This is a genomic window from Actinomyces wuliandei, assembly GCF_004010955.1.
GTDB classification, from domain to species: domain Bacteria; phylum Actinomycetota; class Actinomycetes; order Actinomycetales; family Actinomycetaceae; genus Actinomyces; species Actinomyces wuliandei.
Genome location: NZ_CP025227.1, coordinates 111,622 through 132,937 on the forward strand (window position 1 = coordinate 111,622; position 21,316 = coordinate 132,937).

Consider the following 21,316-nt stretch of genomic DNA (forward strand, 5'->3'; position numbering starts at 1 on the left):
GGCGCGCTTGAGACACCACTGCCTGCATCTGCTGGTGGGGACTGGGGACCCCGACCACCGTGACCGGGTCCTCACTGACACCCAGAAGGATCGTGCCGCCGCCGGGAAGGTTGGCGAAGGCCGACAGAGTCGGGCCGAGAGCCGACCGGGAGTACTCTGCGAAGGTCTTTGCCTCGATCTCCAGGCAGTCGCCTCCCTCACGCTCGAGTCGGGCAAGTGCCTCGGTGAGATCCTCCTCATCAGCAACCACGACAGAAGTGTGCATGAGGTGGGCAGGTGTGTACATGAGGTGTGCGGTAGCGCGGCTCAGTTCACAGCCTCGGACGCCCGACGGGCAGCACCTGGTTGAAGACACCAGCGGGCCGCAGCCGGTCGAGGCACCCTTGGGGTGTCAGCCCCGGCTGGCCTGTAGGAGCTGCACATCTTCGGACGGGGACAGAGACGGCCTACCGGGGCTGTGTTGGGTGATGACAGGGATCTGGCTGGTGGCGCATAGGTGGGCTGACCCCTGGCAGGCCTGAAGATGTGCAGTCCCGGGGGCTGGTGAGGGGACGACAGTGCCGAGGCCGGGTGTGAGAGCTGCGGCAGATCTGGACGGGGCGCTGGGGGAACGAGTTTCTTCGTCGGCTTTCTCGTCAGCCTGCCGTTGACGGTGCGCTGCGGCGGGTGGCTGGATAAACTGGCCTCCTGGGAGGGCTTTTCAGAATTTCCATCCCTGGACGCGGAGCAGGTCGAAGAACGTGATGCACTCGACTCTGTACTCGTCAGCAATGTTGGGGATCGTCTGATTTTTGTCGATCGTGTTCGGGCCTTTGCGTCCCTCTTCGGTCACGATGACCAGGCCGTCTCTCTTCGCGTGAGCAATGATGAATGGGTCTCTGTAGTTCTTCTGCCCTTGCACCCATCCAGGGTGGTCTCTGGATATGTTGGCAACTGTGGCCAGTTCATCATTTGTGGCAGTGCAGATGAAATCTGGGATGCTCTTAGCCCGCGAGGCCAGGCCGTCGCCTCCTCGATCCAGTTCCTTGTGGGCTGTCTCGCACATGCACACCTCGCCCTGGTGAGCGGCGGCCTCCAGGGTGTCCCAGAGGGAGGTAAATAAGTCCCGCAGGTATCGGCGCTCCATGTTGATGAGTGTGTTGGTGTCCAAGGTGTAGCTCACGTGAGAGCCTCGGTCCTGTGGTACTCATCGATCATCCGCTGCACGTCTGGGACCCGTGCATAGAGCAGGTGGCTGGCGTCGAGCAGGTCAACCCGCTCGTCCTCCAGGGCATGAGCAATGATACCAACGTATCCCGGTCCTAGGCTCCTGTAGCGGATCCGCCAGCTCGGGGGGCCGCCCGGGCTCTTCTTCTGGGACTCTCGGGCCTGTGCCCACCTGCGATCACTGTCGCGGCGAATGGACTCCAGCTCCTCGTCAGTGATCAGGTTAAGCGTGCGGAGCCGGACGCCAGCAGCCAGGCTGCTTACCTTGAGGGCCTTGGCGATCTCCTCAGCCCGTTCGGTCGCGGTGCCACTGACAGTGGAGGCGAGTCTGCTGACCTGGGCGTCCGGCATCAGGAAGCTCGCGGCGAACATGTTGGCGACAGCCTCCTCGTTGACGTCGTCGTCCAGGGCGCACATGCCGCTGGTGCGGTTGGCCAGGTGGGCGACCTCATGGAACAGGGTGAAGACTTTCCCGTTGTTGGAGTCCGCGCCGTTGAGCAGGATTATCGGCAGGACGTCATGGTGGATCGAGAGCCCACGGAAGACGGCCAGATCTACTCTGGTGGTCTGAAACACGAGGTAGCCGTGTTCCTCCAAGAGCCTGCACCAGAAGCCCAGGGTCTGAGTGTCCCTGTTGCCGGGAGGTGTGGAGAACTCGCTCAGGTCAAGAAGACTGCGCAGCTCACGCGCTCGCGAGGTGGCATTATGTCGGTTAATCGCTTCGACAAGGGCGGGGGTCACAGGTGTGCCCTCCAGGTCGATCACCGTCTCGCGATGCTGTTCGGCCCGGCGCATCTCCCTGGCGAGGCGGGAAGGGGGCGGATTCCCGTTGCCAGCACGAAAATCGACAGCCTCAGGGACATCAGGCTCGGCGGGCGGGTCCGTGAAGAAGAAGGCGGGTGTTCGATCGAGCTTCTTTGCTATCGCCTCGAGCTGCTTGAGGGTGGGGCAGGTGTCGCCGTTCTCGAACTCGGTAACGCGGTGCTCTTTAATGTTGGCAGCCCGAGCAAGCTCGTCCTTGTCGACAAGGGCTACCTCACGCGCCCACCGAAGGGTGGCCCCGTTAATCGGTGCGCGAGCTGGCGGCATGGTTCCTACCTCCTTTTTTTCGCTCCGCCAGTGCCCTAGATGGTGCTGGTAGGTGGCCGGTATGCCTCCACCGGCTCCACTCTATCCTCGGAACTGACATGATGAGACTGACCGCGCGCTGGGCAGGGGTGGAGTCGGTTCCCTCTGGCTGAGAGGCCCGGCAGCGGTCGGCCGCCAGGTAGCAGCCTCCCAGTCTGCCAGGCAGCAACCTGTCCCCGGAGGTACGGGCACGTGGGCCTGGAGTACCTCGCCGTGGTCGACGGCCTGCGTGGGCACGGTCTCGGCCGCCTCCTCCTGACCGCAGTGGCGCGCCTGGGCTCCTGTGTGATAGCGGAGACCGACGACGACGCCGGCTTCTACCGCAGGCTCGGCTTCCGTGTCGCGACGGCTCCCGAGGACCCGCGCTGGCCGGGCACCGTCCGCCACCGCTGCGTGCTGGACGCCGGGGCGGCCTCCTGCAGCCTCTAGGCTCGCCCCGTGGCAGCAGGGGATGTGCCCGGCCAGTCCGGCACTGGCAGGAGGCGGGACGGTGACGTTGCCAGGGGCGACCTCGGGGAGGACCTGCCCGTCTGGGTGGGGGAGCTCGTGGTCCTGGCTGAGCACGCCCGCAGTCTTCTGCGTGCCGAGCTGCCTGTAGCGGCCGGGGGCGGCGGCGCCCTGCTGGTGGCGGCCTGGTCCGGGGTCCCGGCCCTTCCGTGGCTGGGCTGGGCCTGCGCGCTGGGCTCGGGTGGGCTCGCCCTGCGGCACGCCCGGCCTCCCCGAGGCTCCCGCTTGCGTGCCGGGGCGTGGACCGGGGTTGTCCTGCTGGTGTTGGACCTGGTCATGACGCCCTGGACGGTGGCGATCCTGGCAGGACTCAGGCTCGGCGACGCCCCGCAGCCGCTGCTGGCTGCTGCTGGCTGCGCGGTGTCGGGTGCCGTGGTGGGGACGCTGGTGCTCGCCCTGGCCAGTCTGGCCTCCGCCGTGGGTGCCCGACGGGGCGCTCACCCGGCGCCGCAGGCGGGGAGGGGTGGGTCTGCCGAGCGTCTGGTTCTGCGTGTGGCGGCAGGCGTCGGCGTCGTGCTCCTGGCCGCTGCTGCCGCCTGGCTGGTGGGGGAGCACCTGGGGTGGTGGCTGGTCGCGGCGGCGATGGTTGTGACCGAGGCGGGGGCCGCCCTGGTTGTACGCGTGGGGGCATGGGCTCAGCACCAGACTGCGAAGTAGGACTGCCAGGTAAGAGTGCCGGGTCGTGGGCGGCTGCCCGGTGCGGCGCCTCGACGCTGGATCAGGATTTTCCCAGACTTTCACAGTTAATTCATGGCTGCTATAGGGGTGTTTGTCCAGGAGCGGCGCGTTACATAGTGGGTGCCGCCGGACAGGACCGGCCCTGAGGGAAGGGGAACCCGATGAGGGGCCGGGACTGAGTCTGGTGCGGGTTTAGGGACCCCGTTCTGGGCGCTCTGGCGAAGGGGGTCTGTTCCTCCCCGGCCTTATGGGAAGCCGGGTGGCAGGAGGGCCTCGTGAGGCTTGGGCCTGCGGTCCGGGGCTGTTCTCTCCCCGGACCGCAGGCCGGGTCCTCCTGCGTGTGCTGGGGCTGGTGTCCGCGAGACCGGCCCCAGGCCTGCCGCTTTTCCTGTTCTTTTTCTGCCTGATTTCCTTTCTTACTCATATGGGACCGGTCTGTGCCCTATTTGGGTACCTGGGCTGGGCGCATGTGGACCGAAACGGTGACAGCGGCCAGGTCACCACAAGTGAGCTGTCGAGTTCTACATCCACAGAAGTCGGTGGCTTACGGGGTCTACAAAGGGTGACGTAGCCATAACATCGTGCCATGACTTCCTTCCCCTCCTCGCTCCTGTCTCTTGCTGAGGACGACTACGACGCCGGACTCGCGCTCATTCCCTCTGACGTCCCGGGGTCCTGGGTCGGCAGCGTCGCGCAGGCCTGTCGGCTGAGCCTGGAAGAGGCGGCCGCCCTGGTCGAGGGGCTGCGGGCGCTGCTGTCTGCGGCCCAGGAGGCCGCAGCGACCATGGACGCCTGTGCCGAGCTGGCTGGGGTGGAGCCCTGTGCCAGCCAGGCAGAGGAGGGTTCGTGAGCCCCCAGGAGGATGCCGGGCGCCAGCTGGCCAGCGTCCTTCCCGGGCAGGAGCCCGGTGACCTGGGGTCAGGTCACCAGTGGCACATGACTACCCCGGGCAGCGGCGCGGTCATCATGGTCGTGGGCGGCACGGTCTCGGTGGACACTGCGGACCTGGACTCCTTCGCCGCTTCCCTGCGTGCTGCGGCGGAGTCCCTGGAGCAGGCCCTGGAGCACGTCGGTGTGGCCCTGGCCCGGATGTACCTTGGCGACTTGTTCTCCGGCGTCGGCGTCGCCAGGTCCTTGCCCGCCAGCCAGGGCGACCCCTCCGACCAGGCCTACCAGGCCAGTCGGACGGACTGCGTCTCCTGCCTGGAGCGGCTGGCCAGCGGCCCCGGGTCCTTGTCGGAGACCGCCGAGACCCTGAAGGGTCTGGCTGCTGACGTCTCTGCCTGCTCTGAGACCTACCGGCTGGCAGAGACCGGGGCTGTTCCGGCGCTCAGCTCGATGGGGCCGGTGGACCTGGCCGCCTTTGACTCCGCGCTCCTTCGCACGGTGCTGTGCCCGGTGTCCGGGAGGGCGAGCCCCCTGGCCCGCCTGCTGACCGCAGTCGGCAGCCCCCTCTACAAGCTGGCCCAGGACGACGAGGACCTCCAGGCAGTGGTCCAGGGGCTGGGGGTGCTGCTCAGCGACCCCGCCACTGCGCAGTGGGTCAAGGACGACGTCGTCAGGCTCGCCCTGCTGACCAGGTGGCTGTCCCAGGCGCAGACCGGGCGTGAGGCGATCACCATCCAGGTCTACTTGGAGGAGGTGGCCCAGCGCCTGGACCCGTGGGTGAGCGAGCAGCTGCCGGACCGGGTGCGGCAGGGGACGCAGGTGGTGGACACCTCGACCCTGACACCCCTGCGCCGCGTTGCCCTTCACCTCGGGGCTGTCGCTGCGGCGAGCGGGTCGTGGCTGTTCGGCTCCCAGACGGGGATCAGCGTCACCCCTGTCGGCGGCCGGGGCTCCACCAGGGTGTCCCCGCCTCAGGAGGACCCCTACGGCCTGGGTGGCCGGGTGGAGGAGGGCCTGGTGGGTCAGGGTGAGCGCTGCGCCGCTCCGGGCAGCATCGCCGATATCGTCAGCCACGGGCAGGAGGTCCAGGGCAGACGGCACGACCTGGGCCAGGAGCACGAGGACGCGGGTGTCATCTCGATCCAGCGGGTGGAGCACGCCGACGGCTCCCGCTCCTGGATGGTCTACGTTCCCGGTACGACAGGCTGGACCAGCGGCAACGGCGCCCCCCAGGACCTGCTGACCAACCTGGAGGCGGTTGGCGGGGCGCCGACCGCCATGGACTCCGCCGTTGTCACCGCGATGCGGCAGGCGGGGATCGGCGACAACGAGGAGGTCGCTCTCTACGGGCACTCCCAGGGTGGCATCACGGTGTCCAACGTCGCTGCTGACCCCGCCGTCCAGGAGCGCTTCCGCGTCACCGCGGTCCTGACGGCAGGCAGCCCCGCCGGTGGCGCGGACCTCCCCGAGCGCGTGCGCGTCCTGCACCTGGAGAACGTCGGGGACGCCGTTCCTGGTCTGGATGCCACCCCCAACCCTGTGACGCAGCACCGTCAGACCGTTGTCATCGACTCTCGTGAGCAGGACGACGGAAGGTACCCGCACGGTGCAGGCAGCTACGCCCAGGCAGTCGAGGGGATTGAGGACAACGAGCCCGCTCTGCGGGAGTGGAGTGAGGAACTTGCCCGGGTCACGGGTGCCGGGGAGGAGGGGGCGCAGGTCGTGGAGTACACCTTCGCCGTCGAGCGCCTGACGTCGGGCGGTTTCGACGACCTGGAGCCGACCCCCCAGCCCCAGGCTGCCCCGGTGGACCCCAGGGGGTAGGGGCGGGACGGTGTCCCGGCCCTGGCTCCCTGGTGCTAGTCCTCCGAGCGGACGAACACCGCCACGACCGCCGCCGAGATCACCGAGACGACCACCGACCCGGCCACGGCCCAGCCGAAGGAGGCGACCTCAAGGCCCAGCGGCACCGAGCCTGCGGCCCCCAGGGCACCCAGGTGGTCGGTGAGCCACCCCGCCAGGCTGAGCATCGCCCCGTTGACCACCAGGGCGAACAAGCCAAAGGTCACGATGTAGAGCGGGAAGGCCAGCGTCCTTGCCACCGGCTTGATCACGGAGTTCACCAGTGCCAGGACAAGGCCAACAACCACCAGGTTCAGCCACATCTGTGCCGCCCCGCCCGACCGGGGCACGTCAAGTCCAGGCAGCAGCGCCGCAGCCAGCCACAGGCCGACCGCGTTGCCGAGAGTCCGCACGATCATCTCCATGGGCATATCCTCCCAGAGTCTCCTGTGGGGTGCCAGGATAGGGGTTATGACCGAGGTAAGGACGAGTGTGCGCATCCGCCAGGCGGTGACCAGCCTGCCCTCCTACGTGCCCGGTGCGCGTCCCGGGCGCGACGACGTCGCCAAGCTGTCCTCCAACGAGCTGCCCTTCCCGCCCCAGGAGGCCGTGGTGGCCGCCATGACCCGGGTGGCCGCTGAGGCCAACCGCTACCCGGAGATGACCGGTGAGGGGCTGGTGTCCGCGCTCGCGCACCGGTGGAGTGTGAGCGCGCGGCAGGTGGTCGTGGGCAACGGTTCGGTGGCTCTCATCCAGCACCTCCTGGACGCGGTGTGCGACGAGGGTGACGAGGTGGTCATGCCATGGCGCTCCTTCGAGGCCTACCCGATCTGCGTGGCCGTGGCCGGGGCCCGTGCCGTCACGGTGCCGCTGACGTCCCAGGGCTGTCACGACGTCCCCGCCATGCTGGCTGCCCTCACCCCCCGCACCCGCGTGGTCATGGCCTGCACCCCCAACAACCCCACCGGGGCCGCCCTGAGCGCCGAGGAGCTGGCCGCGCTGGTGGAGGGGGTGCCCCGCGACGTCGTCGTGCTCGTGGACGAGGCCTACCTGGACTTCGTCACAGACCCCGCCGTGGGAGACGCCCTGGACCTGCTGCCCCACCACCCCAACCTGGTGGTCTCGCGGACCTTCTCCAAGGCCCACGCCCTGGCCGGGCTGCGGGTGGGCTACCTGGTGGCTGAGCCGGGGCTGGCCGGTGCGGTGCGCAGCGTGGCCACGCCCTTCGGGGTGAGCCTGCCCGCGCAGGCTGCCGCCGTGGCGGCCCTGGGGGAGGAGGCCCGGGCGGAGACTGCCCGACGTGCCGGGGCTGTCGTTGCTGAGCGGGAGCGGGTGGTGGCTGCCCTGCGTGGGCAGGGCTGGAGGGTCCCGGTCACTCAGGGCAACTTTTTCTGGCTGGGGGTGGGGGACCAGGCTGCGGCGCTGGCCGGGCACTTTGCCCAGGCGGGCGTCCTGGTGCGCCCCTTTGCCGGGGAGGGTGTGCGGGTCAGCATCGGCACCCCGGAGGAGAACGACCGGGTCCTGGGGGCGGCGGCAGCGTGGTCAGCCTGCTGAGGCCTGGGTGGGCCGTGCACCCTTGGTGGCACGACGCCGTCGCCTACCAGGTCTACCCCCGCTCCTTCGCCGACACCGACGGGGACGGCGTGGGTGACCTGCGCGGTGTCGCCTCACGCGTGCCCTACCTGGCCGCTCTGGGCGTGGACGCCGTGTGGCTGTCCCCACTTACTATCCCTCCGCCCTGGATGCAGGCCCCGGCTCGCCGCAGTGCGAGCGCTACTAGTTTCGTCCCGGCACCTCGCGGCATGGCTGGCTCACTGATGGTGTTTAGCACTGCTACCGGCTCTGCTGACTCATCAGTGCCAGTGGGCTCGTCGGCCCACACTGCTGGTGGTGCTGGTGGTGCTGGTGGGCTGGTCTGGCTGGAGGCTCCAGCGCACGTGCTGGCCTTTGAGCGGGGTGGGGTGCAGTGCTGGACGGCTTTGGGCGCGCCAGTGGGGCTGCCTGCCGGGGCGGGGCTGGGCTGCAGCCTGGGTGGGGTGGGCCTGGGTCCGCGCCGGAAGGGGCTGGACGCGCAGCCCCCGGTGTGGTACAGGTGTGCCAATGAGGGCTTCGGGCTCTCTCACGGTGACCAGACCCAGGCGTGCGGCTGACGGGGCTGGATCCAGCACGACGGCGTGCAGCCGGGCCGTCACGGGCTCCCGGCCCCGGCTGGCCTGGTGGCCGCAGCTGCCAGCCCTGACGCCTTCGTGGGCTGGTCCCTGGGGCTGGTCCCGTGGCTGGTCGGCCCCAGGCCCTGACCACCACTGCCTGGGGCGACCCGTCCCCGGAAAGGACGAACGATGATCACGGTACGCAGGATCATGGGTGTGGAGACCGAGTACGCCCTGGTCGACCGCGACGACCCCACCGCCGACCCCGACGACCTCGCTCGTCACCTCCTGTTCGCCTACGCGCGCGACGCCGCGGCCCGGGGGCAGCCCTCCTCCCCGCACGTGCCCGCGGACACCGGGCGGACCCTGCTGGATGGTGCGGGCTGCCGCTTCGACTACTCCGGGGAGCTTCCCGCCCGTGACGCCAGGGACGGGGCCGACCACGAGCTGCCCGCCGAGGCCCGCACCCACGAGGAGACGGGCGCCGCTCTCACCGGGTCCGCCACCCGCTGGATCAGGAGGGTCAACGCCTTCGAGTCCCACTACTACCGGGGCTCAGCCACCCACGCGGTCAACGGGGCCCGGCTCTACGTGGACCACACCCACCCGGAGTACGCCTCGCCGGAGGTCCTGGGGCCGCGCCAGGCGGCCCGCTATGACAGGGTCGGCGACCTCATCATGCACCGTGCCGAGGTCGCGCTGGGCCGCCAGCGCGGCACGCGGGTCCAGGTCCTCAAGAACAACACCGACGGACACGGCGCCGCCTGGGGCGCCCACGAGAGCTACGCCGTGGAGCGGGAGGTGGACTGGGACCTGCTGACCGCCGTCCTGCTGCCCTTCCTGGCCACCCGGCAGGTGGTCGGCGGCTCGGGGCGCCTGGGTATCGGGGCCCAGAGCCAGGCCCCGGGCTTCCAGATCTTCCAGCGCGCCGACTACGTGGAGCAGGAGGTGTCGCTGTACACCACCCGGGAGCGCCCTATTGTCAACACCCGCGACGAGGCCCACGCGGACCCGGTGCGCTGGCGGCGCCTGCACGTCATCACCTCCGACTCCTCAGTCCTGGCCGTCACCACGCTGCTGCGCACGGGCTCGACGGCGGCCCTGCTGTCCCTGGTGGAGGGCTGCCCGCAGCGGGCCCAGGCCCTGGCCCAGCGCCTGGCCCTGGTCGACCCGGTGGGTGCCCTGCACGCCTTCTCCCACGACCCCAGCCTCCAGGTGCGCTGCGAGCTGGCCGCAGGAGGCAGCATCTCCGCCCTGGAGGTCCAGCGCGCCTTCCTCGACGAGATCCGCGACGTAGCCGGGACGGGCGCTGACGAGGAGACCCAGGAGGTCCTGGACCTGTGGGGCGAGGCCCTCGACGCCCTGGAGCGTGGGTACCAGCACGCGGCCCACCTGGTGGAGTGGTGCGCCAAGCTGGTGGTGCTGGAACGTCTGCGCACGCGCTACGGGTGCGGCTGGGACGACCCGCGCCTGCGCGCGGCCGACCTGCGCTTCAGCGCTGTCGACCCCACCGTCTCGCTGGCCGCAGCGCTGGAGCGGGGCGGAATGGTGCGGCGCGTCGTGGAGGAGGACGCCGTGCTCCACGGGGTGGAGACTGCCCCGGCGCAGACCCGTGCCGGCGGACGGGCCGCGCTTGTCCGGGCGTTCCCCGACCGTGTGTGGGCGGCGGGCTGGACCTCCCTGGTGGTGGACACCGGCGCCAGGAACCTGCTGCGCGTCAGCCTGCCCGACCCGGCCCACCCCACCGCAGTCGAGGTGGAGCAGGCGCTCGCGGCGGGCTGCGTCACCGACCAGGGCACCCAGCCTGACCCCCACCGGACCGCCAGCCCCGGGGCCGGCTCTGGCACTGGCCGCGACGTCGGCCCCGCCGTGGGTCGCGGCACCAGGCCCGGTATCGAGACCGTCCTGGGCGCCCTGGGGGTCGAGGCGCCCGACGAGCCCGCCATCTACGGCTGGGACGAGGGATACTACGAGACCCACTAGAAGGACTGCGCCACCACGGGCTGGCCACAGGGTGCCTGCCATCAGGGGGTGCGTGCACACACCCGGGGCGACTGAATCCTCGTAGATGACGCGTACACGGGTCATCTACGAGGATTCAGTCCCTCGGCGAGGGTTCGGTCTCCCCAGGGCGGCTCGCACCACTCAGCCCTGCGAGGCACCGCCCTGCGGAGATGCTCCGTCCTGAGGCTCCCTCCCTCAGCCCTGGGAGGTGGCCGCCTGCTGTGCCGTCGCTGCGTCCTGGGGCGTGCCAGTGTTCCCGCCTGGGGGCACGGCCCCGCCCTGGGGGGCCTGACCCTGCGCTGTGCCTTCACCGGGACCCCCCATCCCGGACGACAGCTCGGCCGCAGTCCCTGTGGCCGAGCCGCCGGAGGTGGAGGCCACCGTGTACTCCTGGCCCTCGGTCAGGCCGATAACCGTGACCGCCTCAGCGGTGAAGGTCACTTCCAGGGAGGCGACTTCCTCCCCGGCGGAGTCAGCGGCGGCTTCAGTGACAGTCAGTGTGTCCCCTCTGGTTACGGAGGGTGACCCGGTCAGGCCTACCAGCTGGCTGGCGCCGTTGACGTCGATGGCACCGTCCATGGTCCCGGCCTGCCCGGAGACCAGGACGATCCCGCCGGTGACGTAGGCCGATCCGTTGGAGTCGATGCCGTCGGAGGAGGCGTAGGAGACCTGCACCTCGCCCCCGGAGACCGTCAGCACGGATCCGTCGTCGGCCTCGGTGTCGGTCTCGGCGGCCTCGTAGCCCTCAATGACAACGTCGCCGCTGGAGGCGTTGATGCCGTCGTCACCGGAGGCGATGTGGAGACTCCCGTCACCTACGTTGATGAAGGCCGCCTCGACGCCCTCGTGGGCGGCGTCCACTGTCACCGTCCCGGAGTCCTGGGTGTAGCTCACCCCTGCGGTAATCCCCTTGGGGGAGGACGAGGAGCTGCCCGTGTCCTCAGCCGACTCCTCGGTGGACTGCTCAGAGGGGTCGGCCTGATCCTGGCCAGGCACCTCCTCCTCCTCGATGACGGCGTTGGCCTGCCCGCCGCCAGCGGTGATGCTCACGGTGGTCCCCGCGACGGTGACGTCAGTGTGTGCGGTGATCCCGTCGTCCTCGGCGGTCAGGGTGACGTCTGCCTTCCCCAGCGCGACAAACCCCTTGGTCTCGTCGTCGTCCTCGCTGGACTTCAGCCCGTCGCCACCGGCGGTGACGGTCAGCGTCCCGGACTCCACCACCAGGTAGTCCTTACCACGCACTCCGTCGTCGGCGGCGGTGACGGTGATGGTGGTGTCCCCGGTGACCACCAGGCCGTTTTTGGAGGAGATACCGTCGTTGTAGGAGCCGGTCACATCCAGGGAGCCGGTCCCGGTGATGGTGAGCGTGTCGGAGGAGAAAAGGGCCGCGGTAGGGGCGTCCGCGGAGGTGTCGGCGTAGGTCGGTGCGTCAGCCAGGGTGTTGGTTGAGCCCTGGGCCAGGACGATGACCGCCTCGCCAGCGTCCTGGACGTTGACAGCGGCCCCGGTGGTGCTGGTGACGTTCGCTCCGTCCAGGACCAGGCGGACCTCGGCGTCAGGGGCGTTGACCACGAGCTGGCCGTCAGTGGCCTCCCCGGAGACCACGTAGGTGCCGCCAGCGGTAATGGTGACGGTGGAGCCCTCCGCGCTCGCGCCCTCACCGTCGACCGTGGCGGAGGTCCCGGACAGGCTGATAGTGGTGGCGGAGGAGGCGTCATAGGTGCCAGCGTCGTCCTGCTCGGTGGTCACGTCGGCCACCTCGGTGTTGGCGGCCAGGATGTCGGCGGTAGTGGCGCCCGTGGAGGCCTGGGCGACGGCGGAGCCGATCGTGGTCCAGGCCGTTGCCGAGGAGTCCTCCTGGGAGCTGGTAGCGGAGTCGCTGGAGTCCTGGGAGTCAGAACCCTGGGGGTCAGAGTCTTGAGAGTCGGTTCCGGAGGACTCCGTGCCCTCTGAGGAGGCGCTGGCGCCGGAGGAGGCGGGGCTGCTTGACACGGAGCCCGAGCCTGCCAGGTTCCAGCACCCGGCGGTCAAGGCAGTAGAGGCGAGGACGGCGAGGGCGGCGCAGGCTCGTCGGCCGATGCGGTAGCGGGGTGTCTTCACTGGTGCTCTCCTGGTTGAGGGGCGGTCTCAGGCTGCGGGCGTGACGTCGGCCGTGACACCGCAGGTGGACGTGGCGTGGGCGAGCTCGCGGGTCAGGGTGCGGTGCCACTTGTGGGACGGCAGCTCGGGGTGGAGGACGGCCATGGCTGTGGCGTACTTGGAGATGCCCACAGGGCGGTACCTCCTGGCCCACAGGAGCCGGTCCGCCGGGGAGGAGGCCGCAGAGGTCTTGGTCTCGACGACGGCGAGCCCGTTGACGTGCACCGTGTGTCCTGTGCGGCCGGTCCGCGCCGTCCAGGCCAGGGAGGTGTCGATAGTGAGGCGGGCCTCCTCGGCGGGCAGGTGCAGGGTGGTGCGCTCGTAGGTGCTGTCCAGGACGGGGGACAGCCGGGCCGTGGTGCGCCGCGCGTCGTCCTGGTCGCCGATCCCGGCCTCGCGCAGGCAGGTGGCCACGTAGCCACGCCCGGCTCTGGTGATCCGGCTGGCGTCGCGGGAGCGGTAGTCCAGGCGCTCCTTGACCGTGGTCTCGCGCGAGCCCTGCGTCTTGACCTCCAGGAAGCACAGGTCGGAGTCCAGGTAGGTGCGGGTGCGGACCTTGAAGCGACGGCGCCGCTTGCGGGCTGCCAGGTAGTAGGACTCCAGGCTGGGGGTGTCGAAGTAGGTGGAGGCATAGCGGAAGCGGCGCAGCCCGTCGATCTGAAGGACGTGCGCCTGCCCGGCCAGCGCACCAAGAAGGTCCTGGGCGACTGCCAGGGGCACTAGGTACTTGCGGTCGACCCGGGTCAGCAGCCCCGCTGCGGCGTTGAGCTCGGCCAGGGTGATGGCGGGCAGGTGGTCAGTGCTGAACCCGTCAACCCGACGGATGGATGGTGGTGCCGGGTAGGCAGGGGGCGGCGCGACTGGTGCGGTGGCCGGTGCCGGGGGCGCGAGCTGTGCTGCTACCGGGGAGGCGGGGGCGGGTGCGACAGAGGCGATTGCACCAGGAGCCATAAGGCGCAGGGAGCTTCTGCGCCGCGCGCCGCGTGACGACGTCGTGGGTGCGGGTGCCAGGGTCAGGGGTGCTGTACTCATGGGTCCTTGTCCTTCTTCCGTCCTGTCTCTGCTGTTCTTTCGTGGTTCTTGGCTCGACGGTGCCGTGTCCTGCTCGGGGTGTGCTCTGCGCTGCGGACGGCAGGCAGCCTCGGTAGCCCGGCGGTCCGGGTCAGCCGACGGGCACGGTGCGCCCGGCCACGTGGCCGCGTGCGGGGTCGGCGGGGTGCGAGACAGGCTGGCGGCGGGTGGCTGCGCTGACAGCTCCCTGCCTGCGGGGAAGCAGGAAGCGCACGTCCACCTGGGTGATGTCGTTGACCAGGTCCACGCGCTCGACCTCGACGGAGCGCACGGTTGCGCCCAGGAGGTGCTCCAGGTGGCTCACAAGGGTGGCCTCGTCGGTGAAGGCGCGGTCGACCACAATGACCTGGTGGCGACTGCGGCGCATGAGGGCAGGGTGGTCGGCGACCCACAGGGAGGCCACCACCAGGGCCATGAGAGCGACCACCATGAGGAGCGGAGCCGTCTGGATGCCGCCGAGCAGGCCCAGTGCCAGGGCGGCGAAGAAGTAGGCGACCTCATGCTGGGACAGCGCGGTGGAGCGCAGACGGATGATCGACAGGACGCCGAAGAGCCCCAGGCCCAGGCCCGCAGCGACATCAGCCGTGGACAGCAGGAGGGTGACGGCCAGGACGCCGACGTTGACGCCGATGTAGGCGGCGGCGAGGTCCTTGCGGCTGTGTCGCGGCGCGTAGAGCGCGCCAACCAGCACCACCAGGGCGGCCAGGTCGGCGGCGATGTAGGCCAGGGAGGCGAGGGTCATGAAGGCTCCTGTCAGTCGGTGGGGCTGCAGCGGGTCAGGGGCGACCCGTCGGCTGAGCAGAAGTAAAGGGAGGGAGTCTATGCGGAGCCTGTGGGGGGCGCATGGGGCAGGCATGAATTCTGACGGGAAGGTGGCTGGTGTGGGGATGCGCACAGGGTTGGTGGCGGCGCTGTTGTGGGCGTCCCCGTCGGAGGTGCTGTCCTGAGACGGCACCCTGCCGGTAGGCTGGCAGGTATGTCGAGGAAGAAGCGTCAGAACCGCCGGGTGGGTGCCCGCTCCGGCCCCAAGGCCCGGGTCGGCGGCTCCGGTCCCGGCAAGCCGGACAGGCCCGCCAGGGTTGAGTTCGTCGCCAGGCCCTTCGCCGGGGTCCCGGGGGAGGAGGTGCTGGTGGCAATGATGCAGATCATTCCTGCCGCGACCGCGAGGGTCCGCCTCGGCGAGGACCACGGTGGCCAGGACGTCCTGCTGGCCACTATTCTGCCCGACCTGGCTCAGGGGATGCGGCGCTCAGACGGTGAGGTGCTGGTGGCTCTGCAGACTTCCATGCACTCCGGTGACGCCTCCCGCGACGTGGCGGCCGCCCTGCTGGAGGCTCTCGACCTGGAGCCCGGGGCTACTCTGCCGCGTCGTGGTCTGCCGGAGCCGGGACCGCGCCTCCAGGACGTGCTGGACCTGGCGGTGGTCCCCGAGGTGAACCTGCGGGAGTCCTTTGACTACTGGCTTGACGCGGAGGCAGCCGCTGAGCCGCAGGCAGCCAGGGCCATCGAGGAGGCCAAGGCCGACATCGCCCCGACGCGGGCCGTACCCGGTGTCGAGCACGCCTACTGGTGCCGTATGAACGGCAAGGAGTTTGTGCGCTGGGTGCGCGGTGAGGACGAGGACGACTTCTTCAACGCCTTCGCCCGGGTGTACGCCCGGCGTGAGTCCGACCTGGAGGAGGGCGCCCGGTTCATCGGGGCCTTTCGGGCCTGCGGCTTGGCGATCCCTGTGTGGGAGCTCAACCCCGGCACCGAGGCCGAGGAGCTGAGCGCGCCCCTGCGTGCCATGGGGGAGCGGCTTGACGCCGCCCTGGCTGAGGAGGGGCCTCTAGACGCTGCGGCGCGCCGGGCCAAGGCCGGCATCATCTCCCGGCAGGTCAACCTCTAGTCGGCCAGGGCCCGCTCCCCGGCAGCTGCACATCTTCGGTGGTGGGGTACGGGCGGCCCCACCACTGGGTGGGACGCCGCAGACGCGAGTGCTTCTTGGTGCCGGGCTCCCTGCTGACGATGTGCGGCGGCGGGTGGAACCAGAGCTCAGGCCTGGTCGTGGACCGTGACGGCGTACCCGTCAGGGTCGGCGAAGGTGAAGAACAGGCCGAACGGGCCTGTCTCAGGCTCGCGGAGGATCGGCGTGCCGGACTCACGCAGCGAGTCGTGCAGGGCCTGTGCGTCGTCGCAGTGCAGCCACAGGGCTACGCCGGTTCCTGGACGGTCCACGCTGCCCAGGTCGGTCTCGGGCAGCGGTGTACGCACGCCGAAGGGAATCGGCGTAGTGGCGAAGACAACTGCTCCCGGAGGGGACGCCGATGCACGACGCAGGCCGAGGTGTTCCTCGTAGAAGGTGGCGGCGCGCTCGACGTCGCTGACTTGCAGCGCGATGAAGTCGGGGCCGGTGACATTCATTGGTGCTCCTCTTCCTGGTCTCTATGGGCTTTCTCGGAGTCCTGACCGGCTTGGCCTTCCCGGCCGACAGTCTCATGTCAAGACACTGACAATCCATTCTGCGTCAAGGTATTGACATGCACAATGGTGCCATGGGAGACATGCCGCACACTGGTGCCCATCAGGTCAAGGCCGTGGGCCGCGAGGGGGTGGTGGGCCAGGTCGGTGACGGGGACGGTCTGGGTGTCTTGGTGGGCTACCGGCTCAAGCAGGTGCAGGCCGCTCTACGTTCTCGCATTGACTCCGTACTGCGCCCGCTGGGCCTGACGATGCCGCAGTACGCCTGCTTAGAGCTCCTGAGCAGGACGCCCGGGGCCTCTGGCGCGGAGCTGGCCCGGGGCGCTTTCGTGTCGCGTCAGACCATGAACGTGGTGCTGCGCAGTCTTCAGGACCGGGACCTCGTCACACGGTCATCAAGGGCTGCCGGGGGCCGGGCGCTGCCCCTGGTGCTGACGGCGCAGGGCGAGGAGCTGTGTCAGCGTGCCGCGCAGCGTGTGGCCGAGGTCGAGGAGCTGATGGTCGGTGGGCTCAGTGACAGGCAGAGGCGCGACCTTCACAGGGCACTGACCGCCTGCGCCGAGGCGCTCGGAGGAGGTGACGGCACGTCGGCTGGGTAGGTAGGCGCGTGCCGTCATGACCGTGTGCAGGCCGTCGGTCGACGGCCTCAGCGGGACAGGTAGGCGGGTGTGGGTGCTGACGATCACGCGCCGGCAACCTGACGTGACATACTACACTAGCTAGCTCTCTTGTAGCGAGTAACTCTCCATAGGAGAGTAAAGGAGTCCTCACGGGCCGCGCGGACCGTCCGCGCACCATGTCGCACCGCCTGTATCACGCACATCCCAGGAGTAACCATGGCAACATCAGCTGTTCCCTCTGTCACCGTCATCGGCGCAGGCGCTGTCGGCTCCGCCGTCGCGCAGCTGGCCCTCAAGGCGGGCACCTCCGTCCAGATCCTCGCGTGCGACACCGCGAAGGCCTCTGAGGCTGCCGCCGCTGCCACGGTGGCGGCCCTCGGTGCGCCCGTCACGGGCGACGTCGTGGTGCTGGCGCTGCCCTACCCCGCCTTCGACGAGGTCCTGTCCGCCTACCCGGCCGACGCCTTCGCGGGCAAGGTGGTGGTTGACCCCTCCAACCCGATCGACTTCGCCACGCTCGACCTGGTGGTTGCGCCGGGCTCCTCCGCGGCCGCGGGCCTCGCCGGGCGGCTGACCGGCGCCAGGGTGGTCAAGGCCTTCAACACGAACTTCGCCGCGACCCTGGCCTCTGGCGTCCTGGCGGGCTCCCCGGTCACCGTCTACGCCGCCTCGGACGACGACTCGGCCAAGGCGTCCTTGCGCGCGCTGGTCGAGGCCGCAGGCCTGCGCCTCGTCGACGCGGGCGCCCTCAAGCGCGCCAGTGAGCTGGAGGCCATGGGCGCGCTGCAGATCGGCCTGGCCGTGACCGAGCAGGTGGCCTGGACAGGCGGCTTCGCCGTCGTGGCGAGGTAGGTGGCTAGGTAGAAGGCACCTGCTGGGTCGTCCCGGCCCTGGGGCGCTGGCACAGGACTAGCGGGGTCCAGGCCAGCACCCCAGGAGCCGGGCCGACCTCCTCGCACGCCCTGGTCCCCCTGTACGTCCCTGTACGTCTTTCGACGTCTCTGAGCGGCAGGCGGCCCTGCCTTGACGGGTACTCTAGGTCTGGACCTGTGGTCCCATACAGGAGGGGAGGCCCATGAGCCCGTCCGCGAGCCCGTCCAAGGGGCCGTCTGCGCGTCAAGGCGCCGACGGCGAGGCGCCCTACAACCCTTACGACCGTGCCTGCCCGTCACGGCGCCTGCTGCGCGAGCTGGGGGATCTGTGGACGGTCCTGGTGGTTGGTGCCCTGTACGGCGGGCCGCTGCGCTTCACGGAGATCTCCCGACGGGTGGACGGCATCTCCACCAAGATGCTCACCCAGACGCTGCGCACCCTTGAGCGCGACGGGCTCGTGCGCCGCCGCCAGTACGCTGAGATGCCGCCGCGCGTCGTCTACGAGCTGACCAGCCCCGGGCACGACCTGGCCGTGGTCCTCGACGCGGTCGAGAGCTGGGCGGTCGCCCACATGGACCAGGTGCGTGCTGACCGCCAGGCCTACGACGCCGCCAACGGCGTGGAGCAGACGGGGTAGGTGAGCATGCGGGGATGATGGGTGCAGGCGGGCAGGTACGGCTCTGGCGGCGCCGGACAGCGGAGCCCGCCCGGCTGCCGCCGCCTAGCGCCGCGCCCATCCCGATGCCACGTTCTCGCCCGGCACCGCGCACCCGCTGGGGCGCTCAGTGCTTGAGTGCCAGCCGGGCCACCTTCTCCAGGTGCTTGGCCCGCCGGGCGTGCCCGCCCTTGGCGACCTGCCCGTAGTTGACCCACTTCCGCCCCTTCATGCCGAGCTGGCGCACGATCGTGCCCAGGAAGACGGAGCCGACGGAGTTGCCGGCCATGCGCTTGAGGAACCAGGTGGGGGCTGTCGACGTGGTGAGGACCAGCACCTGCTTGATGTGGGTGAGACGGCCCCTGACCCCGGTATTGGTGGAGTCGTAAGCCCAGTTCTGCTTCATGACCTTGTCCATGAAGCCCTTGACGACTCCGGGAAGCTCGGACCACCAGATGGGTGCGATGATGATGAGCCGGGTGGCCTTGTCCAGCAGTCCCTGGTACTTCTCCACGAGGGGGTCTGTGGTGCCGCCCTCGCTGAACAGGGCTAGTTCCTCGGCGGTGTAGCGGGGGTCGAACTCGTCGGCGTACAGGTCGATGACGTCGTAGCTGCGCTTCTTCCGCTCCAGGGCGGAGGTGACGGACTCCAGGACCGCGTGGTTGAAGGAGCCGCTGTAGGGGTGGGCGTAGATGACGAGGGTGTGGTTGCGGCGGGTCATGACTTGTCTCCTATCGTTATGACGGCGCGCAGCACGGCGCGCATGAAATCGGGGTCCGCAGCCGCGGCCCCTGCCGCGACGAGCCGGGCGTAGCCCTGGAGGCAGGACCAGATGGCCAGCTGCAGGTACTCGGGGTCCGCTCCTTCCTGCGTGGCCAGGCGGGAGACCTCGTTGTGGATGGTGGACACAAGCGGGTGCTGAGAGGCGGGCTCGGTGTGCACCTCGACCGCCATCGGGCTGAGCTGGCTGAACTCGAAGAGGTGGGGGTGCCCGGTAGCGAGGTCGACCAGGATGGTGCCGATCCCGAGCAGGGACTCGACGGGATCGTCACCGACGATCGTCGTGGCTCGTTCCTCCAGGTCGCGTGACAGCTGGTGGAGGGAAGCGGAGAAGAGGCTGGACTTGGACGGGAAGTACTTGTAGCAGGCAGGCGTGGTGACGTCGCAGGCGTGCGCCACGTCGGTCAGCGTGACCTCGGTCCAGCCGTGGGCGTCGATCAGTGACAGGGCGGCGTCGATAAGACACTGCCTGGTCCCTGTGGCGTGCTGCTGCCTGGTCGGGGTCACGCCTTGAGGTTAACAGCATTTACCTAGGTGTCAACCCGTGGTGGGGCCGTGGCTGTACGGAGCCCGACCGGTATCCGCGTAGAGAGGACGCTCTGGGGGAGTGCACGACCGCACGGGCCCCGGCTGGCAGCGTCGTCCTGGAGGGGCGTCGCCTCAGCCGGGACCTGCGCGGGCCTCAGCGGGGTCTCAGGCGTCGACCTGCGCCCGTGCCTGCTTGTTGGCCTTCTCCACGTCCAGCCGGGTGAGCAGGAGCAGGATGAGGCAGTTGGCGATGACCGGGAACCACAGGTACATGACGTAGAGCATCTGGAGCGCTGACTCCGGCTGCTGGGCGGCGTCACCCACGTAGCCGCTGGCGGCCAGCAGCCACCCAGCCAGCGCGGTCCCCAGACCGCTGCCGACCTTGACCCCCAGGGAGGTGCAGGAGAACATGAGGCCGTCGATGCGCTTACCGGTGCGCAGGTAGGTGTGCTCCGAGGCCTCGGCGATGAGCGCGTTGAGGGTCCCCTGGAGAGGGCTCATGCCGATGGAGGCGACACCGGAGAACACCAGCATGAGCGGGATGCTGCCTGCGTAGGCGGACGCCGCCACGGCCAGCCGCCCCAGTACGGCGATGACGTATCCCGCGATGTTGACCCGGTACATCTGCCCGAACCGTGCCACCATTACCGGGGTGAGCAGGAGCCCGGCGATGAGGGGGACGTTGATGGCCCAGGCGAAGGGCCCTAGGAGCCTGGCGTTCCCCAGGATGTAGGTCATGAAGTAGATTCCCATGTTGAGGGTCGCGGTGAACATCTGGGCCAGGAGGAACACGGACAGGATGATGAGGTAGTACCTGTTGGCCAGGAGCAGTCCCACCGACTCCCTCAGGGAGGTCTTCTGCCCGGCTCCGCCCCGTGCCGACGCCGCCTCACGGTCCTGTGCCGTGTCGCTGCCCTGGTCGCCGTCCTCGGCCCCCTCGTTGGCCTGTCTGCCGTCCGCCGCTGACCCCTCTGCCTTCTCAGGCGCGGCGTCCAGGTCCTCGAGCTCCTCAGGCGGCAGCTCCCTGACGGACATGACGGACAGCGTGTTGACCGCCAGCCCGATAAGCGCGTAGATGATAGCGATCGCGCGCCACCCATGGGCGCCCCCGCCAAGCGCCTCGACGGCACCGACGGTCACGCTCTGGATGAGCAGGTTGGTGCCGAAGGCGAACACGAAGCGTATGGAGCCCATCTGGACCCGCTCGTCACTGTTCTTGGTGATCAGTGCCGTCAGGGCGGAGTAGGCGATGTTGTTGGCCGTGTAGAACCCGGCGTTGAGCAGTGTGTAGGCAATGAAGAACCACGCGTACTTGGCGGTGTCCCCCAGGGACGGGGGGATCGCGAAGATTGCGACGATCAGGGCTGCGCAGCCGAAGAACGCCCACAGCATCCAGGGGCGCGCCCGACCCATCCGGGTTCGGGTCCGGTCCAGCAGGGAGCCGAAGATGATGTCGGAGAACCCGTCAAAGAGGCGGGAGACCATCATCAGGGTGCCGATAATGCCGGGGTTGAGCCCGGTGGTGTCGGTCAGGTAGATCATGACGAATGCCGACAGGAGCGCGTAGACCACGTTTCCAGCGACGTCCCCCGAGCCGTAGCCGATCTTGTTGGGCCAGGTGAGGTACTGCTTCTGCGTCGCCGCGTTCTGTGCTTCTTCCTGTGTCTCCGGGTTCTGTGTCATCACGTCACCTCGTTGTGCGGGTTTTATCTGGTAGGTTTTCTGGGCGTATGGGCGTGCTGGTCCACACGTACGTCGTGGACGTGCGGTGGTGGCCCGGTCCGGGC

22 protein-coding genes and 1 pseudogene are annotated in these 21,316 nt (G+C 69.3%); 12 read left to right on the top strand and 11 right to left on the bottom strand.

Annotated features, from left to right (window positions below; translation table 11 throughout):
- Positions 1-76 precede the first annotated feature (76 nt).
- The 3 genes and pseudogenes from CWS50_RS13915 to CWS50_RS00485 form a co-directional block, all read right to left on the bottom strand.
- Positions 77-286: pseudogene (locus CWS50_RS13915) on the bottom strand (AAA family ATPase); the annotation flags it as partial.
- Positions 287-700: 414 nt separating this feature from the next.
- Positions 701-1,162, bottom strand: coding sequence for a DUF4411 family protein (locus tag CWS50_RS00480; protein ID WP_127841218.1), 462 nt, complete (start codon positions 1,160-1,162; stop codon positions 701-703).
- Complete coding sequence (locus tag CWS50_RS00485) at positions 1,159-2,295, bottom strand: helix-turn-helix domain-containing protein (RefSeq protein ID WP_127841219.1); 1,137 nt, start codon at positions 2,293-2,295, stop codon at positions 1,159-1,161. The genes CWS50_RS00480 and CWS50_RS00485 overlap by 4 nt, the downstream gene beginning before the upstream one ends.
- Before the next feature lie 144 nt (positions 2,296-2,439).
- On the opposite strand from CWS50_RS00485, the gene CWS50_RS00490 reads away from it, so the two are divergent.
- From CWS50_RS00490 to CWS50_RS00505, 4 genes are all read left to right on the top strand, one after another.
- A complete protein-coding gene (locus CWS50_RS00490) occupies positions 2,440-2,763 on the top strand; it encodes a GNAT family N-acetyltransferase (protein ID WP_127841220.1) in 324 nt (107 codons plus the stop codon).
- 9 nt (positions 2,764-2,772) lie between these two features.
- Entirely contained in the window at positions 2,773-3,498 is a 726-nt protein-coding gene (locus CWS50_RS00495) for a hypothetical protein (protein WP_127841221.1), read from the top strand.
- A 607-nt stretch (positions 3,499-4,105) separates the two neighbouring features.
- Entirely contained in the window at positions 4,106-4,369 is a 264-nt protein-coding gene (locus CWS50_RS00500) for a hypothetical protein (RefSeq protein WP_127841222.1), read from the top strand.
- Positions 4,366-6,231, top strand: a complete 1,866-nt coding sequence (locus tag CWS50_RS00505) for a hypothetical protein (protein ID WP_127841223.1) — start codon at positions 4,366-4,368, stop codon at positions 6,229-6,231. The genes CWS50_RS00500 and CWS50_RS00505 overlap by 4 nt, the downstream gene beginning before the upstream one ends.
- A 35-nt stretch (positions 6,232-6,266) precedes the next feature.
- Here CWS50_RS00505 and CWS50_RS00510 read toward each other — a convergent pair whose 3' ends face one another.
- On the bottom strand, positions 6,267-6,674 hold the full coding sequence (locus CWS50_RS00510; RefSeq protein ID WP_127841224.1) for a phage holin family protein: 408 nt from the start codon (positions 6,672-6,674) through the stop codon (positions 6,267-6,269).
- 46 nt (positions 6,675-6,720) lie between these two features.
- Here CWS50_RS00510 and hisC point away from each other — a divergent pair, with 46 nt between their 5' ends.
- From hisC to CWS50_RS00525, 4 genes are read left to right on the top strand one after another with little or no spacing between them, the layout of a single operon-like run.
- Positions 6,721-7,803 carry a histidinol-phosphate transaminase gene (hisC, locus tag CWS50_RS00515; RefSeq protein WP_243118380.1) on the top strand — a complete coding sequence of 361 codons (1,083 nt, stop codon included), beginning with the start codon at positions 6,721-6,723 and terminating at the stop codon, positions 7,801-7,803.
- The gene (locus tag CWS50_RS13990) at positions 7,788-8,399 is read left to right on the top strand and encodes an alpha-amylase family glycosyl hydrolase (RefSeq protein WP_206610427.1); all 612 of its coding nucleotides are present in this window, start codon (positions 7,788-7,790) and stop codon (positions 8,397-8,399) included. Before hisC ends, CWS50_RS13990 begins: the two co-directional genes overlap by 16 nt.
- A 24-nt stretch (positions 8,400-8,423) precedes the next feature.
- The gene (locus CWS50_RS13740; RefSeq protein ID WP_257493115.1) at positions 8,424-8,546 is read left to right on the top strand and encodes a hypothetical protein; all 123 of its coding nucleotides are present in this window, start codon (positions 8,424-8,426) and stop codon (positions 8,544-8,546) included.
- Between the two features lie 42 nt (positions 8,547-8,588).
- The gene (locus CWS50_RS00525) at positions 8,589-10,382 is read left to right on the top strand and encodes a proteasome accessory factor PafA2 family protein (protein WP_127841226.1); all 1,794 of its coding nucleotides are present in this window, start codon (positions 8,589-8,591) and stop codon (positions 10,380-10,382) included.
- Between the two features lie 216 nt (positions 10,383-10,598).
- Here CWS50_RS00525 and CWS50_RS00530 read toward each other — a convergent pair whose 3' ends face one another.
- From CWS50_RS00530 to CWS50_RS00540, 3 genes are all read right to left on the bottom strand, one after another.
- Positions 10,599-12,503 carry a carbohydrate-binding domain-containing protein gene (locus CWS50_RS00530; protein ID WP_243118381.1) on the bottom strand — a complete coding sequence of 635 codons (1,905 nt, stop codon included), beginning with the start codon at positions 12,501-12,503 and terminating at the stop codon, positions 10,599-10,601.
- Between the two features lie 27 nt (positions 12,504-12,530).
- A complete protein-coding gene (locus CWS50_RS00535; RefSeq protein WP_127843120.1) occupies positions 12,531-13,493 on the bottom strand; it encodes a polyphosphate polymerase domain-containing protein in 963 nt (320 codons plus the stop codon).
- 211 nt (positions 13,494-13,704) lie between these two features.
- Positions 13,705-14,355, bottom strand: a complete 651-nt coding sequence (locus tag CWS50_RS00540) for a DUF4956 domain-containing protein (RefSeq protein WP_127841227.1) — start codon at positions 14,353-14,355, stop codon at positions 13,705-13,707.
- Positions 14,356-14,589: 234 nt separating this feature from the next.
- On the opposite strand from CWS50_RS00540, the gene CWS50_RS00545 reads away from it, so the two are divergent.
- Positions 14,590-15,501, top strand: coding sequence for a DUF5926 family protein (locus tag CWS50_RS00545; protein ID WP_127841228.1), 912 nt, complete (start codon positions 14,590-14,592; stop codon positions 15,499-15,501).
- A 146-nt stretch (positions 15,502-15,647) separates the two neighbouring features.
- On the opposite strand, the gene CWS50_RS00550 is transcribed toward CWS50_RS00545, so the two are convergent.
- Positions 15,648-16,016, bottom strand: coding sequence for a VOC family protein (locus CWS50_RS00550; protein ID WP_127841229.1), 369 nt, complete (start codon positions 16,014-16,016; stop codon positions 15,648-15,650).
- A gap of 131 nt (positions 16,017-16,147) precedes the next feature.
- On the opposite strand from CWS50_RS00550, the gene CWS50_RS00555 reads away from it, so the two are divergent.
- The 3 genes from CWS50_RS00555 to CWS50_RS00565 all read left to right on the top strand — a co-directional run bounded on the left by CWS50_RS00555 (position 16,148) and on the right by CWS50_RS00565 (position 18,203).
- The gene (locus CWS50_RS00555; RefSeq protein WP_243118382.1) at positions 16,148-16,672 is read left to right on the top strand and encodes a MarR family winged helix-turn-helix transcriptional regulator; all 525 of its coding nucleotides are present in this window, start codon (positions 16,148-16,150) and stop codon (positions 16,670-16,672) included.
- Positions 16,673-16,909: 237 nt separating this feature from the next.
- Positions 16,910-17,545 (top strand): NADPH-dependent F420 reductase, encoded by a 636-nt coding sequence (locus tag CWS50_RS00560; RefSeq protein WP_127841230.1) that lies wholly within the window; start codon positions 16,910-16,912, stop codon positions 17,543-17,545.
- A 223-nt stretch (positions 17,546-17,768) separates the two neighbouring features.
- Entirely contained in the window at positions 17,769-18,203 is a 435-nt protein-coding gene (locus CWS50_RS00565) for a winged helix-turn-helix transcriptional regulator (RefSeq protein ID WP_127841231.1), read from the top strand.
- Positions 18,204-18,348: 145 nt separating this feature from the next.
- On the opposite strand, the gene CWS50_RS00570 is transcribed toward CWS50_RS00565, so the two are convergent.
- From CWS50_RS00570 to CWS50_RS00580, 3 genes are all read right to left on the bottom strand, one after another.
- Complete coding sequence (locus CWS50_RS00570) at positions 18,349-18,942, bottom strand: NAD(P)H-dependent oxidoreductase (protein WP_127841232.1); 594 nt, start codon at positions 18,940-18,942, stop codon at positions 18,349-18,351.
- Complete coding sequence (locus CWS50_RS00575) at positions 18,939-19,508, bottom strand: TetR/AcrR family transcriptional regulator (RefSeq protein WP_127841233.1); 570 nt, start codon at positions 19,506-19,508, stop codon at positions 18,939-18,941. Before CWS50_RS00575 ends, CWS50_RS00570 begins: the two co-directional genes overlap by 4 nt.
- Positions 19,509-19,694: 186 nt before the next feature.
- Positions 19,695-21,212 carry an MFS transporter gene (locus CWS50_RS00580; protein WP_127841234.1) on the bottom strand — a complete coding sequence of 506 codons (1,518 nt, stop codon included), beginning with the start codon at positions 21,210-21,212 and terminating at the stop codon, positions 19,695-19,697.
- Positions 21,213-21,316 lie beyond the last annotated feature (104 nt).

Coding starts and splice junctions, on each gene's coding strand:
- CWS50_RS00535 (WP_127843120.1), bottom strand. CDS start 13,493: ATGGCTCCTGGTGCAATCGCCTCTGTCGCACCCGCCCCCGCCTCCCCG.
- CWS50_RS00560 (WP_127841230.1), top strand. CDS start 16,910: ATGGCAACATCAGCTGTTCCCTCTGTCACCGTCATCGGCGCAGGCGCT.
- CWS50_RS00565 (WP_127841231.1), top strand. CDS start 17,769: ATGAGCCCGTCCGCGAGCCCGTCCAAGGGGCCGTCTGCGCGTCAAGGC.
- CWS50_RS00540 (WP_127841227.1), bottom strand. CDS start 14,355: ATGACCCTCGCCTCCCTGGCCTACATCGCCGCCGACCTGGCCGCCCTG.
- CWS50_RS00500 (WP_127841222.1), top strand. CDS start 4,106: ATGACTTCCTTCCCCTCCTCGCTCCTGTCTCTTGCTGAGGACGACTAC.
- CWS50_RS00570 (WP_127841232.1), bottom strand. CDS start 18,942: ATGACCCGCCGCAACCACACCCTCGTCATCTACGCCCACCCCTACAGC.
- CWS50_RS00580 (WP_127841234.1), bottom strand. CDS start 21,212: ATGACACAGAACCCGGAGACACAGGAAGAAGCACAGAACGCGGCGACG.
- CWS50_RS00510 (WP_127841224.1), bottom strand. CDS start 6,674: ATGGAGATGATCGTGCGGACTCTCGGCAACGCGGTCGGCCTGTGGCTG.
- CWS50_RS00525 (WP_127841226.1), top strand. CDS start 8,589: ATGATCACGGTACGCAGGATCATGGGTGTGGAGACCGAGTACGCCCTG.
- hisC (WP_243118380.1), top strand. CDS start 6,721: ATGACCGAGGTAAGGACGAGTGTGCGCATCCGCCAGGCGGTGACCAGC.
- CWS50_RS00545 (WP_127841228.1), top strand. CDS start 14,590: ATGTCGAGGAAGAAGCGTCAGAACCGCCGGGTGGGTGCCCGCTCCGGC.
- CWS50_RS00555 (WP_243118382.1), top strand. CDS start 16,148: ATGGGAGACATGCCGCACACTGGTGCCCATCAGGTCAAGGCCGTGGGC.
- CWS50_RS00485 (WP_127841219.1), bottom strand. CDS start 2,295: ATGCCGCCAGCTCGCGCACCGATTAACGGGGCCACCCTTCGGTGGGCG.
- CWS50_RS00550 (WP_127841229.1), bottom strand. CDS start 16,016: ATGAATGTCACCGGCCCCGACTTCATCGCGCTGCAAGTCAGCGACGTC.